The organism is Paraburkholderia sp. SECH2 (genome assembly GCF_030464795.1).
GTDB lineage: Bacteria > Pseudomonadota > Gammaproteobacteria > Burkholderiales > Burkholderiaceae > Paraburkholderia > Paraburkholderia aspalathi.
In genome coordinates this window covers 149,143-169,133 of record NZ_JALPRH010000003.1, presented here as the reverse complement: position 1 = coordinate 169,133, position 19,991 = coordinate 149,143, and the positions used below count along the sequence as shown (strand labels likewise).

General features: G+C 61.3%; 17 protein-coding genes. 8 read left to right on the top strand and 9 right to left on the bottom strand.

Annotated features, from left to right (window positions below; all coding sequences use genetic code 11):
- Positions 1–2: 2 nt before the first annotated feature.
- The 4 genes from M0D66_RS07900 to M0D66_RS07885 all read right to left on the bottom strand — a co-directional run bounded on the left by M0D66_RS07900 (position 3) and on the right by M0D66_RS07885 (position 5,474).
- Entirely contained in the window at positions 3–1,619 is a 1,617-nt protein-coding gene (locus tag M0D66_RS07900; RefSeq protein ID WP_093641180.1) for an ABC transporter substrate-binding protein, read from the bottom strand.
- A gap of 67 nt (positions 1,620–1,686) precedes the next feature.
- Positions 1,687–2,961, bottom strand: a complete 1,275-nt coding sequence (locus tag M0D66_RS07895) for an FAD-binding oxidoreductase (protein WP_266210492.1) — start codon at positions 2,959–2,961, stop codon at positions 1,687–1,689.
- Between the two features lie 54 nt (positions 2,962–3,015).
- Complete coding sequence (locus M0D66_RS07890) at positions 3,016–3,684, bottom strand: haloacid dehalogenase type II (protein WP_093641185.1); 669 nt, start codon at positions 3,682–3,684, stop codon at positions 3,016–3,018.
- 299 nt (positions 3,685–3,983) lie between these two features.
- A complete protein-coding gene (locus tag M0D66_RS07885; RefSeq protein ID WP_200651205.1) occupies positions 3,984–5,474 on the bottom strand; it encodes an aldehyde dehydrogenase in 1,491 nt (496 codons plus the stop codon).
- Positions 5,475–5,752: 278 nt separating this feature from the next.
- On the opposite strand from M0D66_RS07885, the gene M0D66_RS07880 reads away from it, so the two are divergent.
- From M0D66_RS07880 to M0D66_RS07865, 4 genes are all read left to right on the top strand, one after another.
- Positions 5,753–6,625, top strand: coding sequence for a GNAT family N-acetyltransferase (locus tag M0D66_RS07880; RefSeq protein WP_266210491.1), 873 nt, complete (start codon positions 5,753–5,755; stop codon positions 6,623–6,625).
- A 6-nt stretch (positions 6,626–6,631) separates the two neighbouring features.
- On the top strand, positions 6,632–7,558 hold the full coding sequence (locus tag M0D66_RS07875) for a glyoxylate/hydroxypyruvate reductase A (protein WP_266210490.1): 927 nt from the start codon (positions 6,632–6,634) through the stop codon (positions 7,556–7,558).
- Positions 7,559–7,762: 204 nt separating this feature from the next.
- Positions 7,763–9,160 carry an aspartate aminotransferase family protein gene (locus tag M0D66_RS07870; protein ID WP_093641196.1) on the top strand — a complete coding sequence of 466 codons (1,398 nt, stop codon included), beginning with the start codon at positions 7,763–7,765 and terminating at the stop codon, positions 9,158–9,160.
- Between the two features lie 53 nt (positions 9,161–9,213).
- Positions 9,214–9,711 (top strand): Lrp/AsnC family transcriptional regulator, encoded by a 498-nt coding sequence (locus tag M0D66_RS07865; RefSeq protein WP_054039304.1) that lies wholly within the window; start codon positions 9,214–9,216, stop codon positions 9,709–9,711.
- Positions 9,712–9,723: 12 nt separating this feature from the next.
- Here M0D66_RS07865 and M0D66_RS07860 read toward each other — a convergent pair whose 3' ends face one another.
- The 3 genes from M0D66_RS07860 to M0D66_RS07850 all read right to left on the bottom strand — a co-directional run bounded on the left by M0D66_RS07860 (position 9,724) and on the right by M0D66_RS07850 (position 12,729).
- Entirely contained in the window at positions 9,724–11,988 is a 2,265-nt protein-coding gene (locus tag M0D66_RS07860; RefSeq protein ID WP_093641199.1) for an LPS-assembly protein LptD, read from the bottom strand.
- A 167-nt stretch (positions 11,989–12,155) separates the two neighbouring features.
- A complete protein-coding gene (locus M0D66_RS07855; RefSeq protein ID WP_093641202.1) occupies positions 12,156–12,557 on the bottom strand; it encodes a hypothetical protein in 402 nt (133 codons plus the stop codon).
- Entirely contained in the window at positions 12,550–12,729 is a 180-nt protein-coding gene (locus M0D66_RS07850; protein ID WP_093641205.1) for a hypothetical protein, read from the bottom strand. The genes M0D66_RS07855 and M0D66_RS07850 overlap by 8 nt, the downstream gene beginning before the upstream one ends.
- Positions 12,730–13,064: 335 nt before the next feature.
- On the opposite strand from M0D66_RS07850, the gene bamA reads away from it, so the two are divergent.
- The gene (gene bamA / locus M0D66_RS07845; protein ID WP_211702558.1) at positions 13,065–15,374 is read left to right on the top strand and encodes an outer membrane protein assembly factor BamA; all 2,310 of its coding nucleotides are present in this window, start codon (positions 13,065–13,067) and stop codon (positions 15,372–15,374) included.
- Positions 15,375–15,730: 356 nt separating this feature from the next.
- Positions 15,731–16,429: a winged helix-turn-helix domain-containing protein gene (locus M0D66_RS07840; RefSeq protein WP_200651209.1), complete on the top strand. Its 699-nt coding sequence runs from the start codon at positions 15,731–15,733 to the stop codon at positions 16,427–16,429.
- 107 nt (positions 16,430–16,536) lie between these two features.
- On the opposite strand, the gene M0D66_RS07835 is transcribed toward M0D66_RS07840, so the two are convergent.
- Together M0D66_RS07835 and M0D66_RS07830 are read right to left on the bottom strand one after the other, a co-directional pair.
- Positions 16,537–16,890 carry a hypothetical protein gene (locus tag M0D66_RS07835; protein ID WP_266210489.1) on the bottom strand — a complete coding sequence of 118 codons (354 nt, stop codon included), beginning with the start codon at positions 16,888–16,890 and terminating at the stop codon, positions 16,537–16,539.
- Between the two features lie 108 nt (positions 16,891–16,998).
- Positions 16,999–17,361 carry a DUF2866 domain-containing protein gene (locus M0D66_RS07830; protein ID WP_234486647.1) on the bottom strand — a complete coding sequence of 121 codons (363 nt, stop codon included), beginning with the start codon at positions 17,359–17,361 and terminating at the stop codon, positions 16,999–17,001.
- A gap of 254 nt (positions 17,362–17,615) precedes the next feature.
- Here M0D66_RS07830 and M0D66_RS07825 point away from each other — a divergent pair, with 254 nt between their 5' ends.
- Both M0D66_RS07825 and M0D66_RS07820 read left to right on the top strand, forming a co-directional pair.
- On the top strand, positions 17,616–19,280 hold the full coding sequence (locus M0D66_RS07825; RefSeq protein WP_093641213.1) for an ATP-binding protein: 1,665 nt from the start codon (positions 17,616–17,618) through the stop codon (positions 19,278–19,280).
- Positions 19,277–19,984 carry a response regulator gene (locus tag M0D66_RS07820; RefSeq protein WP_093641216.1) on the top strand — a complete coding sequence of 236 codons (708 nt, stop codon included), beginning with the start codon at positions 19,277–19,279 and terminating at the stop codon, positions 19,982–19,984. Before M0D66_RS07825 ends, M0D66_RS07820 begins: the two co-directional genes overlap by 4 nt.
- Positions 19,985–19,991 lie beyond the last annotated feature (7 nt).

The following is a 19,991-nucleotide window of genomic DNA, read 5'->3' as shown; positions in this document are numbered from 1 at the left end:
ACTCAGGCATCCAGCCAGACGTTTTCCGCAAACATGAAGCCCATCAGGCCAGCCAGCGGAATCGAGCCGAGGCCCTTGAGTTTCGTCGTGTAGGCATCGAGCGAACTCTGGAACAGCGGAATACCGACGCCGCCGTTTTCATGCACCAGCACCTGCATGTCGCCGTAAATCTTCTTGCGCTTCGCATCGTCCGGTTCGCCGCGTGCAGCAAGCAGCATCTGGTCGAACTTCGGGCTCTTCCAGTTCGCTTCGTTCCACGGTGCGTCCGACTTGAAGAACTGGGTGAAGATCACGTCGGCGCTCGGACGCGCGTTGACGTTGCCGAAACCCAGCGGATGCTTCATCCAGTGGTTCGACCAGTAACCATCGGACGGCACGCGCGACACCTGCAGATTCAGACCGGCTTGCGGCGCGACCTGCTGCAGGAACATCGCCATTTCAACCGAGCCCTCTGCTGCCGGCGAAGCAAAAATCTGGATCGGCGCGCTGCCGACCTTCGCCTTCTGGAAATGGAACTTCGCCTTGTCCGGATCGAAGGTACGCTGCGGCAAGCCGGCCAGGTAGTACTTGTTGGTCGGATCGATAGGCTGGTCGTTGCCGATCGCGCCGTACCCCTGGAAGATCGCGCGGCGCATCTGCTCGCGGTCCTGCAGGTACATCATGCCTCGCCGAAAATCGTCGTTGCCGGTAATGCCGCCTTCGTCGCGAACCACCAGGTCGGTGTACAGACCCGTCTTCGTCTCCAGCACGGAGAAGCCGCCGGCACCCTTGATCTGCGTGGTCGAACGCGGGCTCACCGCGTTGATCAGTTGCACGTCGCCCGAGAGCAGCGCGTTCACACGCGCCGACTCGTCGCCAATGCCGATCAGTTCGACTTCGTCCAGATGCGGCAGGCCCGGCTTCCAGTACTTCTCGTTCTTCACGCCGACCGTACGCACGCCCGGCGAGAATTCCTTGACCTTGAACGGGCCCGTGCCGACCGCCGTTTTGAAATCCTTGGTGCCGTCCTTGATGATCTGGAAATGCGAGGTGGCGAGAATCACCGGCAGATCGGCGTTCGGACCTTCGAGCGTGATCGTCACTTCGTTCGGACCCGTCGCCTTCACTTCCTTGATCTGATCGGCGAGCGTCTTCGCTTTCGACGCCGTCGCCGGATCCTTATGACGCATGATCGAATACACCACGTCTGCCGGCGCGAGCGACTTGCCGTCGTGGAACTGCACGCCGGGGCGCAGCTTGACGACCCACACCGTCGCATCCGTCGTTTCCAGCGCGGTGGCGAGCGCCATCTTCGCGCCGAGATGCGAATCGAGTTCGGTCAGGCAGTTGTAGAACATAAAGCCGCGAACGTAGTCCGTACCGAGCGCGCCCTTTGCCGGATCGAGCGTGTCGGCGGCCGATGCGGACTGCGTCGCCACCCGGATCTTGCCGCCCTGCTTCGGCTTCGCTTGCGCAAAAGCCTCGCCGCTCGCGGTCAGAAGACCCGCGCCCGTCACCGACATCATCCCGGCCGCGGCCATCGCGCGCAGCACGCCGCGCCGCGACGCGCCTTTTGACGTCAAGCGCTCCAACTCGGTACCGAGTTGAAGAGCGTCATATTGTGAGGTTTCCTTATTCATCGAACTTCTCCGCGAGGGTGACAGGGATAGCAGCGTGGTTTTTAATGGCAAATGCAACAGTGAAGAATCAATAGAAAATGTCTTTGATGCGGTAGTACGTCCCCACCAGCGGCAGGAACCAGGGTTTGCCGGTGTGGCCTGGAATCGCCGGCCACTCCGACTCGCGCCACGGATTGCGCTCTTCGTGGCCGTCCATCACGTCGGCCATCACCTGGCCCATGTGCGTCGACATCTGCGTGCCGTGGCCGCTGTAACCCAGCGAGAAGTAAATTCCATCGTGCTGCCCGGCATGCGGCAGGCGGTCCGCGGTCATATCCACGAGGCCGCCCCAGCAATAGTCGATGCGCGCATTGGCCAGCATCGGGAACATCGCCGCGAGACCTTGCTGCAGAATCCTGCCGCTCTTCGCGTCCGATGGCCGCTCGGACGCCGTGAAGCGTGCGCGGCCACCGAACAGCAAACGTGAATCGGGCGTCACGCGAAAGTAGTTATGCATCAACCGCGTGGTGGTATACGCGCGCCGGTTCGGAAACACCTGTGCCAGCAGTTCCGGCGCCAGCGGTTCCGTCACGACGATGAACGAACCCACCGGCGCAAGCCGCCGCCGGTACCAGCCGAACGGACCATGCCGCGACGGGCCGGTGGCGATCAACACCTGCTTTGCGCGCACTTCACCGCGTGCGGTGGTGATCTTGAAGCCGGCGCCGTCCTTCGCGATCGCGGTGACCGCCGCGTTTTCATACAGCTTCGCGCCGCGGCGAACCGCGGCATCGGCGAGCCCGACCGTGAACTTGCCCATATGCATCTGGCCGCCGTGCCGTTGCAGTAACCCGCCGTAAAAACTGTCCGACTGGATCTCGCTGCGAATCCGCTCACGTCCGATTAATTCGATATCCGTATCGACTTCGCGCCGGATCAACTCCGCCGTCTTCTCCAGATGCGCCAGGTGATGCGGTTTCGACGCCAGTTTCAGCTTGCCGGTCGCGCTGTAATTGCAATCGATGTTTTCCTCGCGAATCAGACGCTCGACCGTATCGACCGCATCCGAAAACGCGCGGTAGCAGGCGCTCGCCCGCTCCACACCGAGTTGCGCAACCAGCGCGACGAAGTCCTGCGCGACGCCGGTATTGACCTGCCCGCCGTTGCGCCCGGACGCGCCGCCGCCGATGCGCCCTGCGTCGAGCACCGTCACCGAAGCGCCGCGCTTGCCCAAGGCCTGTGCCGCCGAGAGTCCGGTGAAGCCGCCGCCGATCACAACGACATCGGTTTGGCCTTCGACCGGACCTTCACACGCCGAAACGAGCGGCGGTGCGGTGTCGAGCCAATAGGAATCGAGCTTCATCCGGTCTGTCCTTGAGATGGGCAATGAGCGAGGCGATCAATGTGCAAACGTCGCTTACAGGCCGAGTTCCGCGGCCAGATGCGGAATGTCGTTGACTTCGTAGTACTGGTAGTACGGCGTCGACGGTTCGTGGCCGCGCTTGACGAAAGCCTTGTGCTTGATGCCCAGGTCGTGTGCGGTCATCAGGTCGTAGCGCAGGCTCGACGACACGTGCAGCACGTCTTCCGGATTGCAATTCAGTTGGTCGAACATGTATTCGAAGCCTTGCATGCGTGGCTTGTACGACTGCGCCTGCTCTGCCGTGAAGACGGCGTGGAACGGCGCGCCGAGCTTGTCGACGTTGCTCTGGATCTGGTTGTTCGACGCGTTCGAGAGAATCACCAGCTTGTACTTCTTCGCCAGACGCGAGAGGCCTTCCGGTACGTCCGGATGCGGACCCCAGGTCGGCACCGCCGTGTAGATCTTCTCGGCTTCCACTTCATTGAATTCGACATTCATGCGCTTGCAGGCGCGGCGCAACGCATTGACGACCACGTCGCGATACGGCTTCCATGCACCGAGCACTTCGTCACGACGATAGCCGGAGTAGAACGTAACGAGCTTCTCCAGGTCGTCGCCTTGCAGCACATGGCCGAACATTTCGCGGGTCATGTCGGCCATGCGAAATTTTGTCAGCGTGCCGTAGCAGTCGAAGGTGATGTACTTCGGTTCGAAATCGATCATGGTGCAGTCCTATCGTGGTGGTGAACTCACATTGAGTTCAGTGACGAAAACAGTTCAAGCTCACTTCTGTTAAAGATTTAATCAGCGCAAAAACATAGATGTTCCTGATTAGGGCGCCGCTGATGACACAAACCATGCGTTTTTAGGCCGCTGCGCAGCACAGTCTGCGGTGGGTGGGCTGAAAGCCCCGTCCGTATTGGCTTTGCGGGATTCGGCTCTGGCCGGTTCGTTGCACGGACCGGTGAAAGCCGAACCCGTGAAACCGCGTACGGGTTTCCGCTTACGAGTCCTTGCTGACATCAAGGCCGCAAGTCGATCAACACGCTCTTGAAGCGCAGGTTTGCCTCGTAAGCCTGGCGACCGAGGTCCTTGCCGATGCCCGAACGCTTGTAGCCACCGGTGGGGATCATGAAGTCGGAAGTCCGGCCGTAGCGGTTGACCCAGACCGTTCCCGCTTCGAGGCCGCGCACGAGGCGCAGCGCCCGGCCGAGGTCGGCGGTGTGCACGCCGGCAGCGAGGCCGTACTCGGGATGCTGGGCGAGTGCGAGCGCTTCTTCTTCGGTGTCGAAGGTTTGCAGTGTCAGCACAGGGCCGAACACTTCTTCGCGCACGGCCTCGGAGTGAGCGGTGACGTCCGTGAGCAAGGTAGGTGTATAGAACGCGCCATTCGCCCCAACGTTGGCCCGCACGCCGCCAAACCGCAACGTCGCGCCCGCCTCCAGCGTGCGTCCGACGATCCCTTCAATGCGCGCCGCCTGTGGCGCGGAGATGATCGGCGACAACGTCGTACCAGCGGCCCACGTCGCACCAGGCTTCAACTCGGCGAAGACCTTGCCGATGCGCTCGGCGAGCGGCTCCGCCAGGCTTCGCTCGACCAGCAGCCGCGAACCCGCCACGCACACCTGGCCGGCATTGCCGGTAATAGCGCCGGCAATCCGGCGCGCTACGTCGTCGAGACGCGGGGCGTCGGCGAACACGATTTGCGGACTCTTGCCGCCCAGTTCGAGCGTGACCGGCTTCGTGCCGCTGTTGGCGCAGGCCGCCATGATCGCGGCGCCGGTACGCGTGGAACCGGTGAAGGTAACTTTGCTGATCTTCGGATGGCGCACCAGTTCGTCACCGGTGACACGGCCATCGCCCTGAATCACGTTGAAGATGCCGGCCGGCACACCCGCCTGCACGGCCAGTTCGGCGAGCCGCAACACCGAGAACGGCGTCATTTCCGAGGGCTTCAGCACGACGGCGTTGCCCGCCGCCAGTGCAGGCGCGATCTTCCACGACGCCATCACCAGCGGGAAATTCCATGGCGCGATCGCCCCGATCACGCCGTACGGCTCGGCGATCGTCATGCCAAGGTGGTCGTGGTCGGTCGCGGCCACATCGCCACCCACCTTGTCGGCGAACTCAGCGTAGAAGCGAATACCTTCGGCGGTGAACGGCACGTCCCAGCCCACTGCCTGAGCAATCGGACGCGTCGAACCGAGCGCCTCCAGACGGCCCAGGAACGGCGCATCGGCTTCGACCAGCTCGGCGAAGCGGCGCAGGATCTTCGCGCGCTCGCGCGGCGCCATGCGCGCCCAGCCGCTTGTTCTGAAGGCTTGCCAGGCGTTCTCCACCGCGCGGTCCACCATCTCGCCGCCGGCGACCGGCACGGAGGCATAGATCACGCCGTCCGAGGGGCGCGCCACCTCGATGCGGCGCTCACCGCCGCGCTCGTTCTCGTCGACATACTCACCGCCGATAAAATGCCCGCTGCGAATCGCGACGTCGTCCGGATTGAAGCTGTCCATGAGAAAGGTTTCCTGTGTGACTGCAGTGGGTCCCGGGCGGTGCGTCTTGAGCGCGCCGCCGCCATGGCAAAATCGTAGAGCCGCAGGCGCGGCATATATCGCCGACAAAAATCCCCACGCAGCAGAACACGCTTGTAATGCACGATGAAACGCGGCGTTTTGCATCGATTTGCGATGCGGCCCTCTCGAGCGGCCCGGATAAAAAGATCGTCCTAGTCACACCGCGCACCGAATGACAAAGTGACGGCGTAAGCCTTCAGCCATCCAGGGAGTACGGCGTGTCCGATCCGATTACCTACAGACGCTTTACCCACGAGGACATCCCCGCCGCGCATGCGTTGACGGTCGAGCTCAAATGGCCGCATCGCCCGGACGACTGGAGATTCGTCGCTCAACTTGGCGTGGGCTTCGTCGCGGAAGATGCGAGCGGCGTGATCGGCACGGCGTTGTGCTGGAAATACGGCGCCGACCGGGCCTCGCTCGGAATGGTGATCGTGTCCCCCGAGCAGCAAGGGCGCGGCATCGGCCGGAAGTTGATGGAGTTGGTGCTGGAAGAACTCGGCGGCCGGGTCACGTTGCTCCACGCCACCACGGCGGGGCAGCCTTTGTATGAAAAGCTCGGCTTTCGCGCGATCGGCACGCTCGACCAGCATCAGGGCGCCGCATTTCAGCCGCCCCTCGTTTCATTGCCGCCTGGGGAACGCCTGCGCCCGCTCGGTTCGAGCGATACGGCTCGGCTGGTCGAACTGGCCTCGCAGGCAAGCGGTCTGGATCGCGGAGAAGTCTTGCCCGCCCTGTTGAGCGCCGCCGATGGAATCGCCCTCGATCGCGACGGCGAACTGGTCGGCTTTGCCCTGTTTCGCCGCTTCGGACGGGGCTTTGCGATCGGACCGGTGGTCGCCCCAGAGTCAGAAGATTCCAGTCGCGCCAAAGCGTTGATCAGCCACTGGCTCGCGCTGAACGAAGGCGTGTTCGTGCGTATCGATACGCCGGGCGAAAGCGGGCTGACCGAATGGCTGGAGCAGTTAGGGCTGCCGCGGGTGGATACGGTGGTCAAAATGGTTCGGCATGCCACGCCGGCCGATCTTGCGGCCGCCGGCAAGGACGCGCCCTATCTGCAATACGGCATCATCAACCAGGCAATCTGCTGATCCACCATGGCCTTCCTTTATAAAGCCGACCCGGCGCGTGGTGCGCAATGGGCCAAACTTTTCGCGCAGAAAGCACCGAACCTGCCGTTTCACGTCTGGCCCGATCTCGGCGACCCGGCCGCGATTCGCTACCTCGCCGCCTGGCAACCGCCGGAAGATCCCACCCGCACCTTCCCGAACCTCGAAATCGTGTTTTCGGTCGGCGCGGGCATCGACCAGTTCGACCTGTCGGGCGTGCCGGCGCATATCCCGGTGGTACGGATGATCGAGCCCGGCATTATTGAAGGGATGGTCGAGTACGTCACGCAAGCCGTGCTGACGATTCATCGCGATCTGTTCGACTACGGCCATCAGCAACAACAGCAAATCTGGCGTGAACTGCCCGCCCAGCCGGCCGGCGCTCGCCGCATTGGCGTGCTGGGGCTCGGCGTGCTGGGCACGGCGGTGCTGGAAAAGCTGCGGCTGTTCGGCTTCACCTGCGCCGGTTGGAGCCGTTCGCCGCGCGAGATCGAAGGCGTCGATTGTTATGCAGGCGAAGGCGCACTAGATGCGTTTCTCGCCCGCACCGACATTCTGATCTGCCTGTTGCCGCTCACGCCCGCCACACGCGGCCTGCTCGATGCTGAATTGTTCGCGAAGCTGCCGCGCGGCGCGTCGCTGATTCAAACCGGGCGCGGTCCGCATCTGAATCAGCCCGATCTGCTGGCAGCGTTGGACAGCGGCCAGTTGCACAGCGCCATTCTCGACGTCACCGATCCCGAGCCGCTGCCCGCCGGTCATCCGTTGTGGACGCATCCACGTGTGCGTCTCACGCCCCATATCGCCAGCTCGACACGGCCCGAGAGCGCCGTCGACGTGGTGCTCGAGAATCTGCGCCGCCATCGCGAAGGCCTGCCGATGCTCGGTCAGATTGACCGGACCCAGGGATACTGACTCCGGGACACTGAGCGCGCGCCGCGGCGCTGAATGAAACGCCCGCCCGTCGCGACTTTTCAGCGTCCGCAGCACAAAATGCTGAGGTCGCACGTCAAAACGCGTCGGACGCGCTTTTCAGGCAATTGTTTAGGTGAGCAGGCGATTGCCCTGGGTCAGTAGTATGGAACGGTCAACAGCCCTTTCCCGCGACGAGAACCCATCATGCCGATCCATTCGCTCATTGAAGCCGACCGCAAGCATCTGATTCACCCGGTTATCAACTACCGCGTGCACGAAGCCCGCGGCGTCACCGTCCTCGAGTCCGCCAGCGGCGCGTTCCTGCGCGACGCGGCCGGCAACGAACTACTCGACGCCTTCTCCGGCCTGTGGTGCGTGAATGTGGGCTACGGTCAGCAAAGCATTGTCGACGTCGCCACCGAGCAGATGAAGAAACTGCCCTACGCGACCAGCTATTTCCATTTCGGCTCGGCCCCGGCGATCGAACTGGCGCAAAAGCTGGTGGAGGTGTCGCCCGCTTCGCTGCAACACGTGTACTTCACGCTCGGCGGCTCCGATGCAGTCGATTCGGCCATCCGTTTCATCACGCACTACTTCAATGCGACCGGCCGCCCGTCGAAGAAGCACATCATCGCGCTGCAACGCGGCTACCACGGCTCGTCGACGATGGGTGCGGGGCTCACCGCCTTGCCAGCCTTCCACCGCAATTTCGATCTGCCGCTGCCGAACCAGCATCACCTGCCGTCGCCGTACGCGTACCGCAACGATTTCGCCGACGACGCCGCGTTGATCGCCGCCTCGGTGGCCGCGCTCGAAGCCAAGGTGGCCGAACTCGGCGCGGACAATGTCGCAGCCTTCTTCTGCGAACCGATCCAGGGCTCGGGCGGCGTGATCGTGCCGCCGGTCGGCTGGTTGAAAGCGATGCGCGAAAGCTGCCGTAAGCTCGGCATTCTGTTCGTCGCCGATGAAGTCATCACCGGTTTTGGCCGCACGGGTCCGCTGTTCGCGTGCCAGGGCGAGAACGTCGAACCGGACCTGATGACGGTGGCAAAGGGTTTGACCTCCGGCTATGCGCCGATGGGCGCCGTGCTGATGTCTGATGAAATCTATCAAGGTATCGCCGATGGCGACGCTGAAGCGATCGTCGGCCACGGCCATACGTATTCGGCGCACCCGGTCAGCGCGGCGATCGGCCTCGAAGTGCTGCGCCTCTATCACGAAGGCGGCCTGCTCGCGAACGGCGTGGCACGTGGCCCGCGTTTCGCCCGCGGCCTCGACGCGCTGCTCGCGCACCCGCTGGTGGGCGACTCGCGCCATCGCGGCCTGCTCGGCGCACTCGAACTGGTATCGGACAAGGACAGCAAGACCGGATTCGATCCTGCGCTGAAACTGTCCGAGCGGATCGCTGCGGCGGCGTATGAAAACCGCCTGATTTTCCGCGCGTTCGGCGACAATATTCTCGGCTTTGCGCCGGCGCTCTCGTACACCGAGGCCGAGTTCGATCTGCTGTTCGAACGCCTCGAAAAAACCCTCGACGACGTTCTGGCGCAAGCCGATGTCCGGGCCGCGCTGAAGGTCAAAATTCATGCCGCTGCGTGCTAGAGTAGAGGGCCCTTCGAGACCCTCTCACCCATCGCCGGAGCGATAACGTTACGATGAGCAGCGACAGCAAGCTGGACCGGATTGACCTGCGCATACTTTCCCAGTTGCAAAAGAAAGGCCGCATAACCAACGTCGAGCTTGCCGACGCGGTCGGCCTTTCGCCCAGTCCTTGCCTGATCCGGGTCAAGCGTCTGGAGAAGGCCGGCTACATCATCGGTTACGGCGCACAGATCCAGCTCGAGAAGCTCGGCGACGTGCAGATCGTGTTTACCGAAGTCACGCTCGCCGATCATCGGCGGGAAGACTTCATCAAGTTCGTGAACGCGATCAAAGACGTCGACGAAATCGTGGAGTGCCATCTGGCGAGTGGCGGCTACGATTACCTGCTGAAGTTTGTCACTCGCAGCGTGAGCCACTACCAAAGCATCATCGAGGGTCTGCTGGAACGCGATATCGGCATCGAGAAGTACTTCAGCTACGTGATCATCAAGTCGCCGTTCGTGAAGAGTCACTATCCGCTCGAAACGCTGTTCTCGCAGAACCACAACTAGTCCAGCAGCCCCTTACGGATAATCGCTAAACCGGGATGTCGGTTCGGTTTCCGTTGTCGCCGGTGTATAGCCTGGCACATTCGCGCGAAACTGATTGAGCAGACCGTTATCGACCTGCGAAAAGCCTTTGAGCTGAAGTTGCATCAACACACGCGTGCCGGTGCTGGGCGACGTGGTCGAGCTGGTGGCGTTGGTGTATTTCTCGAACGCCACGCCGAGCGACCAGCAATCCGCATCGTATTGAAGTCCCAGCAGGCCCGCGATCAGCCGGTGGGCGCTCATGTCGTAATTGACGCGCGCCACGCTCACAACGTTGTGCATTAACGGCCATTGCTCGGACACGATGAACTGATTGACCGGTTGATAATCGAGCGTGGTGTTGGCGCGCGTATAGCGATACGCGACATTCAACACCTCCCGTGAAGCCGGCGACCAGCCAAAGCCGGCTTCCGCATTCGTCAGATAGTGGTTGGCCTGGCTGTACTCCACGGCCTGTTCCGCTGAAAAACCCGCCCCCAGCTTGTACGACGCGCCGACAATCACACTCGTGCGCGCCACGGTGCCAATCGCATCGTCTGTGTTGAGCGTCACGCGGGGCGTACGAAAGTCGTACTGCTCTGCAAGGACGAAACGGGACCGCTCATCGCCGTTCGTCGCATCAATGAAGCGCGTCGTCAGCGCTGCCGTAACGCGGTTGGCATCGGACACCCGGTCATTGCCGACGAAGCTGTTCGGCATGAACAGTTCAGCCAACCCGAAATCGGCCGTAGCCGTATCGAACAGCGGCGCGTATGCCTGGTTGCGGTAAGGCGTGTACACATAGAACAGCCGCGGTTCGAGGGTCTGGATATACGACTGCCCGAAGAGCCGCACGCTTCGCTCGAAGCGCATACCCGAATCGAGGGTGAAGGTCGGCACGTTGACGTTAAACGTCTTGGGCTGCCCGGCGGGCGCATCCGATCCGATCGTAGTCAGGTCATACGCCGCGAAATGCCATGCGAGCTTCGGCGTGATGAACCAGCCTGGACGCTCGATCGGATAGCTGACGTAAGGGTTGAAAACGAAGCGGCTGCCTTGCGTTGCATCGGCCGACGAAATCGTGAAGCGCGTCGCATCCGCTTCGGCGCCGAAGTCGAAGCCCCCCACGTTATAACGCGCGTACTTAACATTGACCTGCGGTTCGCGGTTATAGGTCGAGTCGCTGGTAAAGGCCTGCCACCGTTGCTCGCGAGCCAGCACGCTCCACGGCCCGTTTGAGTAAGTCAAACCCGCTTCCTGCTGATACAGCGTGGTGGAGCCCGTCGGAAACGCAACACCCGACGCAAGGTCGGTGACCACTGTCGAGTCCGACACCCGGTTGTAATTGACGTAGGCGCCGAAGCCCGAGCCGAAGTTCCAGTTCTGTTTCAGCGCGATCGAGTAACGATCGGTGTTGGTGATCGCATCGTGTGGCAGCCACGCGACCGAGATCGTCCCCGAATCGTTCGGCTGCAGATAGCGGTAGTCCGCCGTCAACATCTCGCCTCGCTTCGACATGATGCGAGGCGTCAGAGTTAAATCGTAGTTCGGCGCGAGGTTGAAGTAATACGGCAACGCAACGTCGACACCGTTGGTCGAACTGATCGAGAACGTCGGCGGCAGGAGGCCGCTGCGACGTGCGCCGGACAAGGGAAACGATAGCCACGGGCTCGCCAGCAACGGCACGCCCTGGAAAAAAAGCACACCGTTGTGTGCGATTCCCTCATCGCCGCCGCTGTCGATGTCGAATTCGGAGGCCTTCAGATACCACGCGGGATCGGATTCGCATTGGCAAGTGCTGTACGTACCGTGATGAACGACCGTGCGCTCGCTATCGACCAGATCGACGCGTTGAGCGCTGCCCCACCCTCCCGTCAGATGAAACCGGTACTTCGGCACGCTCATGTAGCCTTCATTCGCTTCGACGTAGAAATGCGCGTCCGGGCCATCGAACACATTGCCGTTGTCGACGAGTCGCACTTGTCCGTACGCGTCGACCTTGTCGGTATCGACGTCGTAGTGCAGCGCATCGCCTTTAACGATCGATGCGTAACGCCGCAGTTGCGCGTGACCTTTTAGCGAAACGTCGGTGTCGGTGGTCGCGGTCACCGAATCGGCGATGGCCGCAGTAACGGGTTTGTCGCCCGGCCGCAGGGGTTGCTCGGTCAGTTGCGGATCGAGCCGCAGACCCCAGACGCCGTCGAGCGGTTCCGGAATCGCAGACGCACCGACTAATTGCGCGTGCCCGGCAAGCGGCATGCATCCAGCCGTACCCAGCACGAAAGAAACGAGAGGCCTTAAGCGTAGGCGTCGAAATACACCGCGTAGTATCAAAACAGATAAGGATCGGAAAGGATGACAGACGCATCAAGGCGAACGGAAGCCCTGACTTGCGTCAGGATGAACAGCAGCGAATGCACACGGCGCTATTGAAGTGTGACGTCCTTGGCGCGGGGGTCCGCTGGCGTGCCTGCCCCGCTCGCAGCGCCGCCCAGCGCCTGAAGCAGATAGGGAATCTGCTCCGCAGGCAACGAAAACGACAGCCCTGCGCTACCGGACAGACGGAACCGGATCACCACCATTTCCATGCCGTTCAGCCGGCCGACTTCCCAACCCTGGCAGTGCAGCGCGAAGCCCATGTCCTGATTGTTATGAATCACGCGGTCGGCGTGCTCTATGGCGTTCGGCAACGCCACCAGCAGATCGTTGAGCACCGAACGGTGCAGCGCCGCCGTGGGTTGGTTGCCGTGAATCAGCAGATATTGACCGTCCGCCGTCAACTGCATATCGGTGATCGAATTCAGCACGAAGGTCGACGGGTCAGACATGACGCGCGCCCTCCCCTGTAACCTCGTAGCGGCCTGCCGCCTCACTCACCGTGTCGCCGGGCACGGCGCGAAGCGTGCGCACCGATGCCATCGCAAGATGGACTGAATAGATCGGTGAGGAACTCACGCGCAAGACAGCAGCAAGAACCGCCGGTGAAAAAAATTCAATCATGACCACTTCTCCAGATCGCGTTACGCAGGTAGCGGAATCGACAATTTGACAATAGCAGTGCAAAGTCGCCGCCAGGTTACGCGCGGACTACGCTTCTTTTGAGTCTGTAACGCATTATTTCGAAGCTCGCGCTCCAATCGGCGTCAGCCTGCGCGGGTGCACGCTGCGCACCCTGGCGGCCGGAATGGTCGGAAAGTTTTCAGTAACGATCGGCAGAAAACGCGTCCCTATACTTCGCGCTTTCCAGTGTCATGGAACGTCGTTTCGAATGCGTCGCTTGCCTTCGAGCGCTCCCGTCTGCGCTCCGCGCGCTGCATCAGGACTGAAAACCCAAGATGAATCTTCAAGTTTTAACGAGCCGTATCGCCGGCGCACTCTCGCTCGTCGGCGTCGCGCTGACAAGCGGGGCAGCCCACGCAGCGCAGCCGTTCGTGGTGCAGGACATCCGGATCGAGGGCTTGAAGCGCGTCGAACCCGGTACCGTGTTTGCCTACCTGCCCATCAAGCAGGGCGCCACGTTTGACGACGATAAGGCTTCGGAATCGATTCGCGCGCTGTACGCCACGGGCTTCTTCAATGACGTCAAGATCTCGACCGAAGGCAATGTCGTCATCGTTCACGTTCAGGAGCGCCCCGCGGTCGGCACGATCGACTTCGCCGGCATTCACGAGTTCGACAAGGAAAATCTGACCAAGGCACTCGGTGCGGTCGGGCTTTCGCAAGGCCGCTACTACGACAAGGCGCTAGTCGATAAATCCGAGCAGGAGTTGAAACGCCAGTACCTGACGCGTGGCTACTATGCCGCCGAAGTGACCACCACGATCACGCCGATCGACCGCAACCGGGTCGCGATACTGTTCTCCGTCGCAGAAGGGCCGAACGCGAAGATCCGCCAGATCAACTTCATCGGCAACAACGTTTTCAGCACGGACACGTTGCGCGACGAAATGCAGATGTCCACGCCGAACTGGTTCTCGTGGTACACGAAGAACGACCTGTACGCGAAAGACAAGCTGACCGGCGACCTGGAGCGCATCCGCACGTACTACCTGAACCGCGGCTATCTGGAGTTCAACTTCGAGTCGACCCAGGTATCGCTTTCGCCGGACAAGAAGGAGATGTACCTCACGGTCACGCTGCACGAAGGCGAGCCGTACACGGTTTCGTCGATCAAGCTCGCCGGCAATCTGCTCGATCGCGAAGCCGAGCTGAAGAAGCTGGTCAATATCAAACCCGGCGAGCGTTTCTCCGCTGAAAAATTACAAGCCACTACCAAGGCGATCGTCGATAGGCTCGGCGAATACGGTTACGCGTTTGCCACTGTCAATGCGCTGCCGCAGATCGATCAGGAACACCACAAGGTCGACCTGACGCTGCAAGTGGACCCGAGCCGCCGCGTGTACGTACGTCACATCAACGTGGTCGGCAACACCCGTACGCGTGATGAGGTGGTGCGCCGCGAAATGCGTCAGCTCGAAAGTTCGTGGTTCGATTCGAACCGACTCTCGCTGTCGAAAGACCGCGTCAACCGTCTCGGCTACTTCACCGATGTCGACGTCACCACGGTGCCGGTGGAAGGCTCGCCCGACCAGGTCGATGTGGACGTCAAGGTGAGCGAAAAGCCGACCGGCGCGATTACCTTGGGCGCGGGTTTTTCGTCCACCGACAAGGTGGTGTTGTCAGCCGGGATTTCGCAGGATAACGTGTTCGGTTCCGGCACCAGCCTCGCCGTGAACGTGAACACCGCGAAGACCTACCGCACCCTGACCGTGACGCAAACCGATCCGTATTTCACGGTGGACGGCATCAAGCGGATCACCGACGTCTACTACCGCACCTCCTATCCGCTTTACTACTACACCGACACGAGTTTCCGGATCATCACCGTGGGTGCGGATCTGAAGTTCGGCATTCCGTTCTCCGAATCCGATACCGTTTACTTCGGCGCCGGCCTCGAACAGAACCGGTTGTCCATTGATTCGTCGACACCGCAGAGCTACAAGGACTACGTAGCCGAATTCGGCAGCGTGGTGAACAACGTGCCGCTCACCGCGGCCTGGGCTCGGGATAACCGCGACAGCGCACTGGTGCCAAGCCGCGGCTATTTCTTCCAGGCCAATGGTGAAGTGGGCACACCGGCTGGCAACACCGAGTACTACAAGACCGATGTGCAGGCGCAGTATTACTACTCGTTCTCACGCGGTTACATTCTCGGCTTGAATTTTCAAGGTGGCTACGGCAACGGCTTCGCCGGAAAAGCCTATCCGATCTTCAAGAATTACTACGCGGGTGGTATCGGCTCGGTACGCGGCTACGAATCGGGCTCGCTCGGCCCGACCGACAAGACGACCGGCGACCCGATCGGCGGCTCGCGCATGGTCGTGGCCAACATCGAGATGACCTTCCCGCTGCCGGGCAGCGGCTGGGACCGCACGCTGCGCGTCTTCACCTTCATGGATGCGGGCAATGTCTGGGGCACAGAAGGCAACAGCAATGGCGCCAACGGCCTGCGGTATAGCTACGGCGCGGGTCTTGAGTGGATTTCGCCGATCGGCCCACTCAAGCTGTCGCTGGGTTTCCCGCTGATCAGACACTCCACCGACAAGTACCAGGTATTCCAGTTTCAGATCGGCACATCGTTCTGATCACGCCGTTCTGCTTTCCAACACCCGCGGTCATGACATGAAGACCGCGGGCGTTATCTGCATCATTCCTTCCCGCTTTCAGCCGCGCAGAGGCGCCCAACCGGTATGACCCGGTTCGGTGCCCGCTCAAAGCACCGCATCTGCGCCCTCCCGCCCCAAGTTCACAAAGTCTCCTTATTTTCACCATCGTTGCTCCAACGTTGCTATCTATCATTCGCTCATCATCAGCGCGACCGTGTCCGGTCCGCTTTCTGAGTTCGATAGGTCGCTCCAAAGCAGCAGATGGTTGAATTGGCTGAACGTGAACATCGCACGGGCTGCAACCGTCGATTCCGGTTGGGAGGTAACGCAGATTTATGACGATCAGCCTTCTTGTAGTCGAACCCGATCAAGCCATTCGGGATCAGTTGCGCTTTCATCTTCACAAGAATCAGATCGCACTCTCGGTGCTGTATAGCGCGGCTCAGCTTGTCAGCCGGGTGGAACTGGAGTGTCCGTCAGCGATTCTATTGCGCGCCGAGTCGCCGATGAGCGAGGCGCGCGAGGCGCTCCGTCAATTGCGGCTTGCCGGCTACGACATGCCCATCTTCGTACAAAGCACCTCTGATGAGATCGTCGACAAAATCGTCGCCTTCGAATTGGGTGCGGACGACTATATCGTCGACCCAATCGATCCATACGAATTGACCGCCAGAATCAAACGCGCCGTGCAACGCTGCAACCGATCGCTTTGCGACGCGCCGGAAATTCGTGAGAAGGTGTTGTTCGGCGACTACCAGATCGACTTCGCTACGCGGCGTCTGCTCAAGGACGGCTGCGAAATCTCGCTGCGCTCCGGCCAGTTTGCGTTGCTCAAGCTGTTCGCAAGCAATCCGATGCGAATCCTGACGCGTTCGATGGTCAACAGCCAGCTAGGAAGAGCGGAGAGCCAGAAGGCCAGTCTGGATGTTGCGGTCTGCCGCTTGCGCGGCGTGATTGAGACAGACCCGGGCAATCCCAGGTTCATTCAGACCTTGCGCGGACGAGGCTATATGTTCGTACCGTCGCTCGAGTAGATCGAATAGATTGGATAGTTCGAATAATTCGAGTAACAAGCCTTACTTGAGGCATGCGAAAGCGAACGGCATAGCACGACACGTTGCGTGCTTGCCGCCATACTGCGTTATTTCTGGCCTTCTTCTAACGCGAGCTGCATGATCGGCCCCGTCATCGCGGCATCGATCACGTCGATGATGTCGGCATAGCCCACATAGTCGGAATACAGGTCACTGGTCGCTGCCAGCAGGCCACCGAATCCGTAATGGAAGTCTGCCGGAACGATTGACCTGAACCCTGAGGCATAGTGTGGCCGTGGCGCGCAGCTATTCAGCTCATCAACAACGCCGGCAGAAACACTGTGATTCCCAAGTGCGAGAGCATTAATACTCTCCTGGCGCAAACCATGGCGAATCGGAGCGCAGCAAATCGATACCACGACCAGGACGACAATAATGATGCGCATAATGGACGTGTTCAAAGTTGATCTTGAAAGTCAGACAGCCGTAGGATAACGAAGTTTTTTTGGCTCAATTACAATCCCTTTCTGCTGGCCTGAATTACATGCAGCAACGAGCTTATGCAGCATTCAACCGCGCCGCAGACGCCCGCGTCCCGCAGGTGCAGAAGGGTCGTCCGCCAGCGTGTGGCGTTGACCGTTGCGATGCATCCGCACGCGTTCCCGAATCTCGGCCACGGTCGCGGCGCCTGGCACGGCAACGCAAGAGTATTCACCGTTGCGATTGATCCATTCGACAATCCGGCAGCACTCGCCCCACGGCTGCATGAGCGGTGCGGACACGCGGCAGCCACGTATCTTCATGACGTCGGTGGCGAGTGGTGCGTTAGCGCCGTTTTCAGCGGTGCCGCGCGTAGCGGCAGCTGTTGCTGTCTTTCGGCCGGGCCGGAAACCGCGCGACTCGGCACGGTTCACAGGTGAGGAGACTTGCATGAGATTGCTCCACTGACGGATCTGATCACCGGACATGGCCTCTTTGAGACCACGGTAAAAGTGCCATACCATCATATCCAGACAACACGCAGAGACAACGAAGAAAGGATGGAGAAGTTGTGGAGATTCGTCGGCAAGTGTGGATTGACGTAGCATTCATCTAGAATTCAGCCATGCAAAGTGAAACTATCCGAATTCGTCCAAGCCGCCCTTTAGGGACCTTTCTCTCGCGCGCGCGGCAGCAGCGAACGAAGATGCGCTTTGGCATTACGTGGAAAATGTTTCTCGCCGTTTTAATCGCCTGTCTGGCGATTTCCCTGACGATGGGCTACGCCTTGCGCGTGAGCTTCGAAAACGGCTTCCTGCACTATGTTCGGGAACGCAACGCCGGGCGCATCAAAGCCGTCATGGCGAAGGTGACGAGCGAATACTCCGCTCACGGCAACTGGAATTTCCTGCGGGAGCATCCCGAGGCATGGCTCGCGCTGCTGGACGGCGCCGCGCACGACGCCTTGCGCGAAGAGCTCGCCACAGCGCAGACGGGCAAGCTGCCGGGCTGGCGAACCTTTCCCGGGAGCGGCAGCGTACAGCAACTGCTTGGGCCGCTCTCCGGCCCGTCCGAAGGGCCGCACTGGGGCATGCGCCTGCCACCGGCGCCACCGTCCGGTCCCGACATTGCGATGGAGCGCGACCGTGTGTCGGCAAGCGGTGTCGTAGGCGGCGACAGTCGCTATGACCGGCCGCCTCCTTCAGTCGCTTTAGCGTCGTCTCCCGTCTCGCCCCCGTCGCATGACAGTGTGACCCGTGACACGCCGCCCGAGGGGCCGCCCGTCACACTGTACGACGCCCGCCATGAACTCGTGGCAAGCACCGGCCAGCCGCCCCCACCCGGCAGCACGATGCGCCCCGTCGTCTACGCAGGCAAGGTGGTCGGCTGGCTTGCCGTGAACGGGCCCGACACCCTTTCGGACGCCGCCGACATCGCTTTTCAGGCGCAACAGAAACGCGCGACCTGGGAGATCGCGGGCGTGGCGATCGTGCTCGCGGCGCTAGTCGCGCTGGTCCTTGCGCGCATCGTGCTCGCACCGGTCAAGCGCTTGATGAATGCGACCCACCGCCTGGCCGGCGGAGACTACACGGCCCGGGTGCCGGCCGGCAGACGCGACGAGCTTGGCCGGCTTGCGGGCGACTTCAACGTATTGGCCGATTCGCTGCAAAAAACCGAGCGCTCCCGGCGCGATTTCATCGCGGATATTTCACACGAACTGCGCACGCCGCTCGCCGTGCTCCGCGGCGAACTGGAAGCCATCGAAGACGGCGTGCATGTGTTCAACCGCGATTCGCTCACTTCGCTGCAAACCGAAGTGAACATGCTCAACAAGCTCATCGAAGATCTCTACGAGCTGTCTCTGAGCGATGTCGGCGCACTCAGCTATCGCAAGACGCCGACCCATGTCGGGCAACTGGCGCGGGCTTCGATCGAGGCCATGCGGGAGTCGTTCAAGGCGAAACGGATCGAGCTCGACCTGACCTGCATGCCGGACATTGCGGATACGACCTTCGCGGTCGATCCCGCGCGCTTCGTACAGCTGTTGAAAAACCTGTTGCAGAATTCGTTGCGTTATACCGATCCGGACGGCCAGGTGCGCGTGTCGCTTTCGCAAAGCGCCGGCGGTTGGCAACTCGACGTACAGGACTCCCTGCCCGGTGTGCCCGAAACCGCGCTCGCGCACCTGTTCGACCGCTTCTATCGCGTGGACGAATCACGCAGCCGTCAGAACGGCGGTGCGGGCTTGGGCCTCTCACTGTGCCACGCTATCGTGACGGCGCATGGCGGCACGATCGGCGCCAAGGCCTCGCCTATGGGCGGCGTCTGGATCACTGCCCGCTTTCCATCGGAAGGAGACGTGACAACATGACCGAAGGGCGCCCTTCGCACATCCTGATCGTCGAGGATGAACCCAAGCTCGCCGCCGTGCTCGAAGCGTATTTGCAGCTCGAGGGCTTCGTCACCACGATCCTCAACGATGGTCATCAAGTGATGCCCTTCATTCGCTCAACGCCACCGGCGCTGATGCTGCTCGACCTCATGCTGCCCGGCCGCAGCGGCATGGATATCTGCCGCGAGCTACGGCAATTTTCGGCGTTGCCCGTGATTATCCTGACTGCGCGCATCGACGAAATCGATCGTCTGCTGGGTCTTGAGATCGGTGCCGACGACTACGTCTGCAAACCGTTCAGTCCGCGCGAAGTGGTGGCGCGCGTCAAGGCGATCCTGCGCCGTGCAACGCCCGCCGCGGCGGCTGCGGACGGCTTGCCACAGGGGCAACCGGGCTCACAGGGTCTCCAGGTCGACGAGCAGTTTCATCACGCCTTACTCGACGGTAAGGAACTCAAGCTCACCCCGCTTGAATTGCGGCTCCTCGCGCTACTGATGAAATCGCCGGGACGCATTTTTTCCCGCGACTACCTGCTGAGTCATCTCTACGACGATCACCGGGTGGTCACCGACCGCACCATCGACAGCCATATCAAGAACCTGCGCCGCAAGCTGCAGGGCGCGCGGCCGGACAGCGAGCCTATCGCGTCCGTGTACGGCGTGGGTTACCGTCTGGAAATCTGACGCTGGC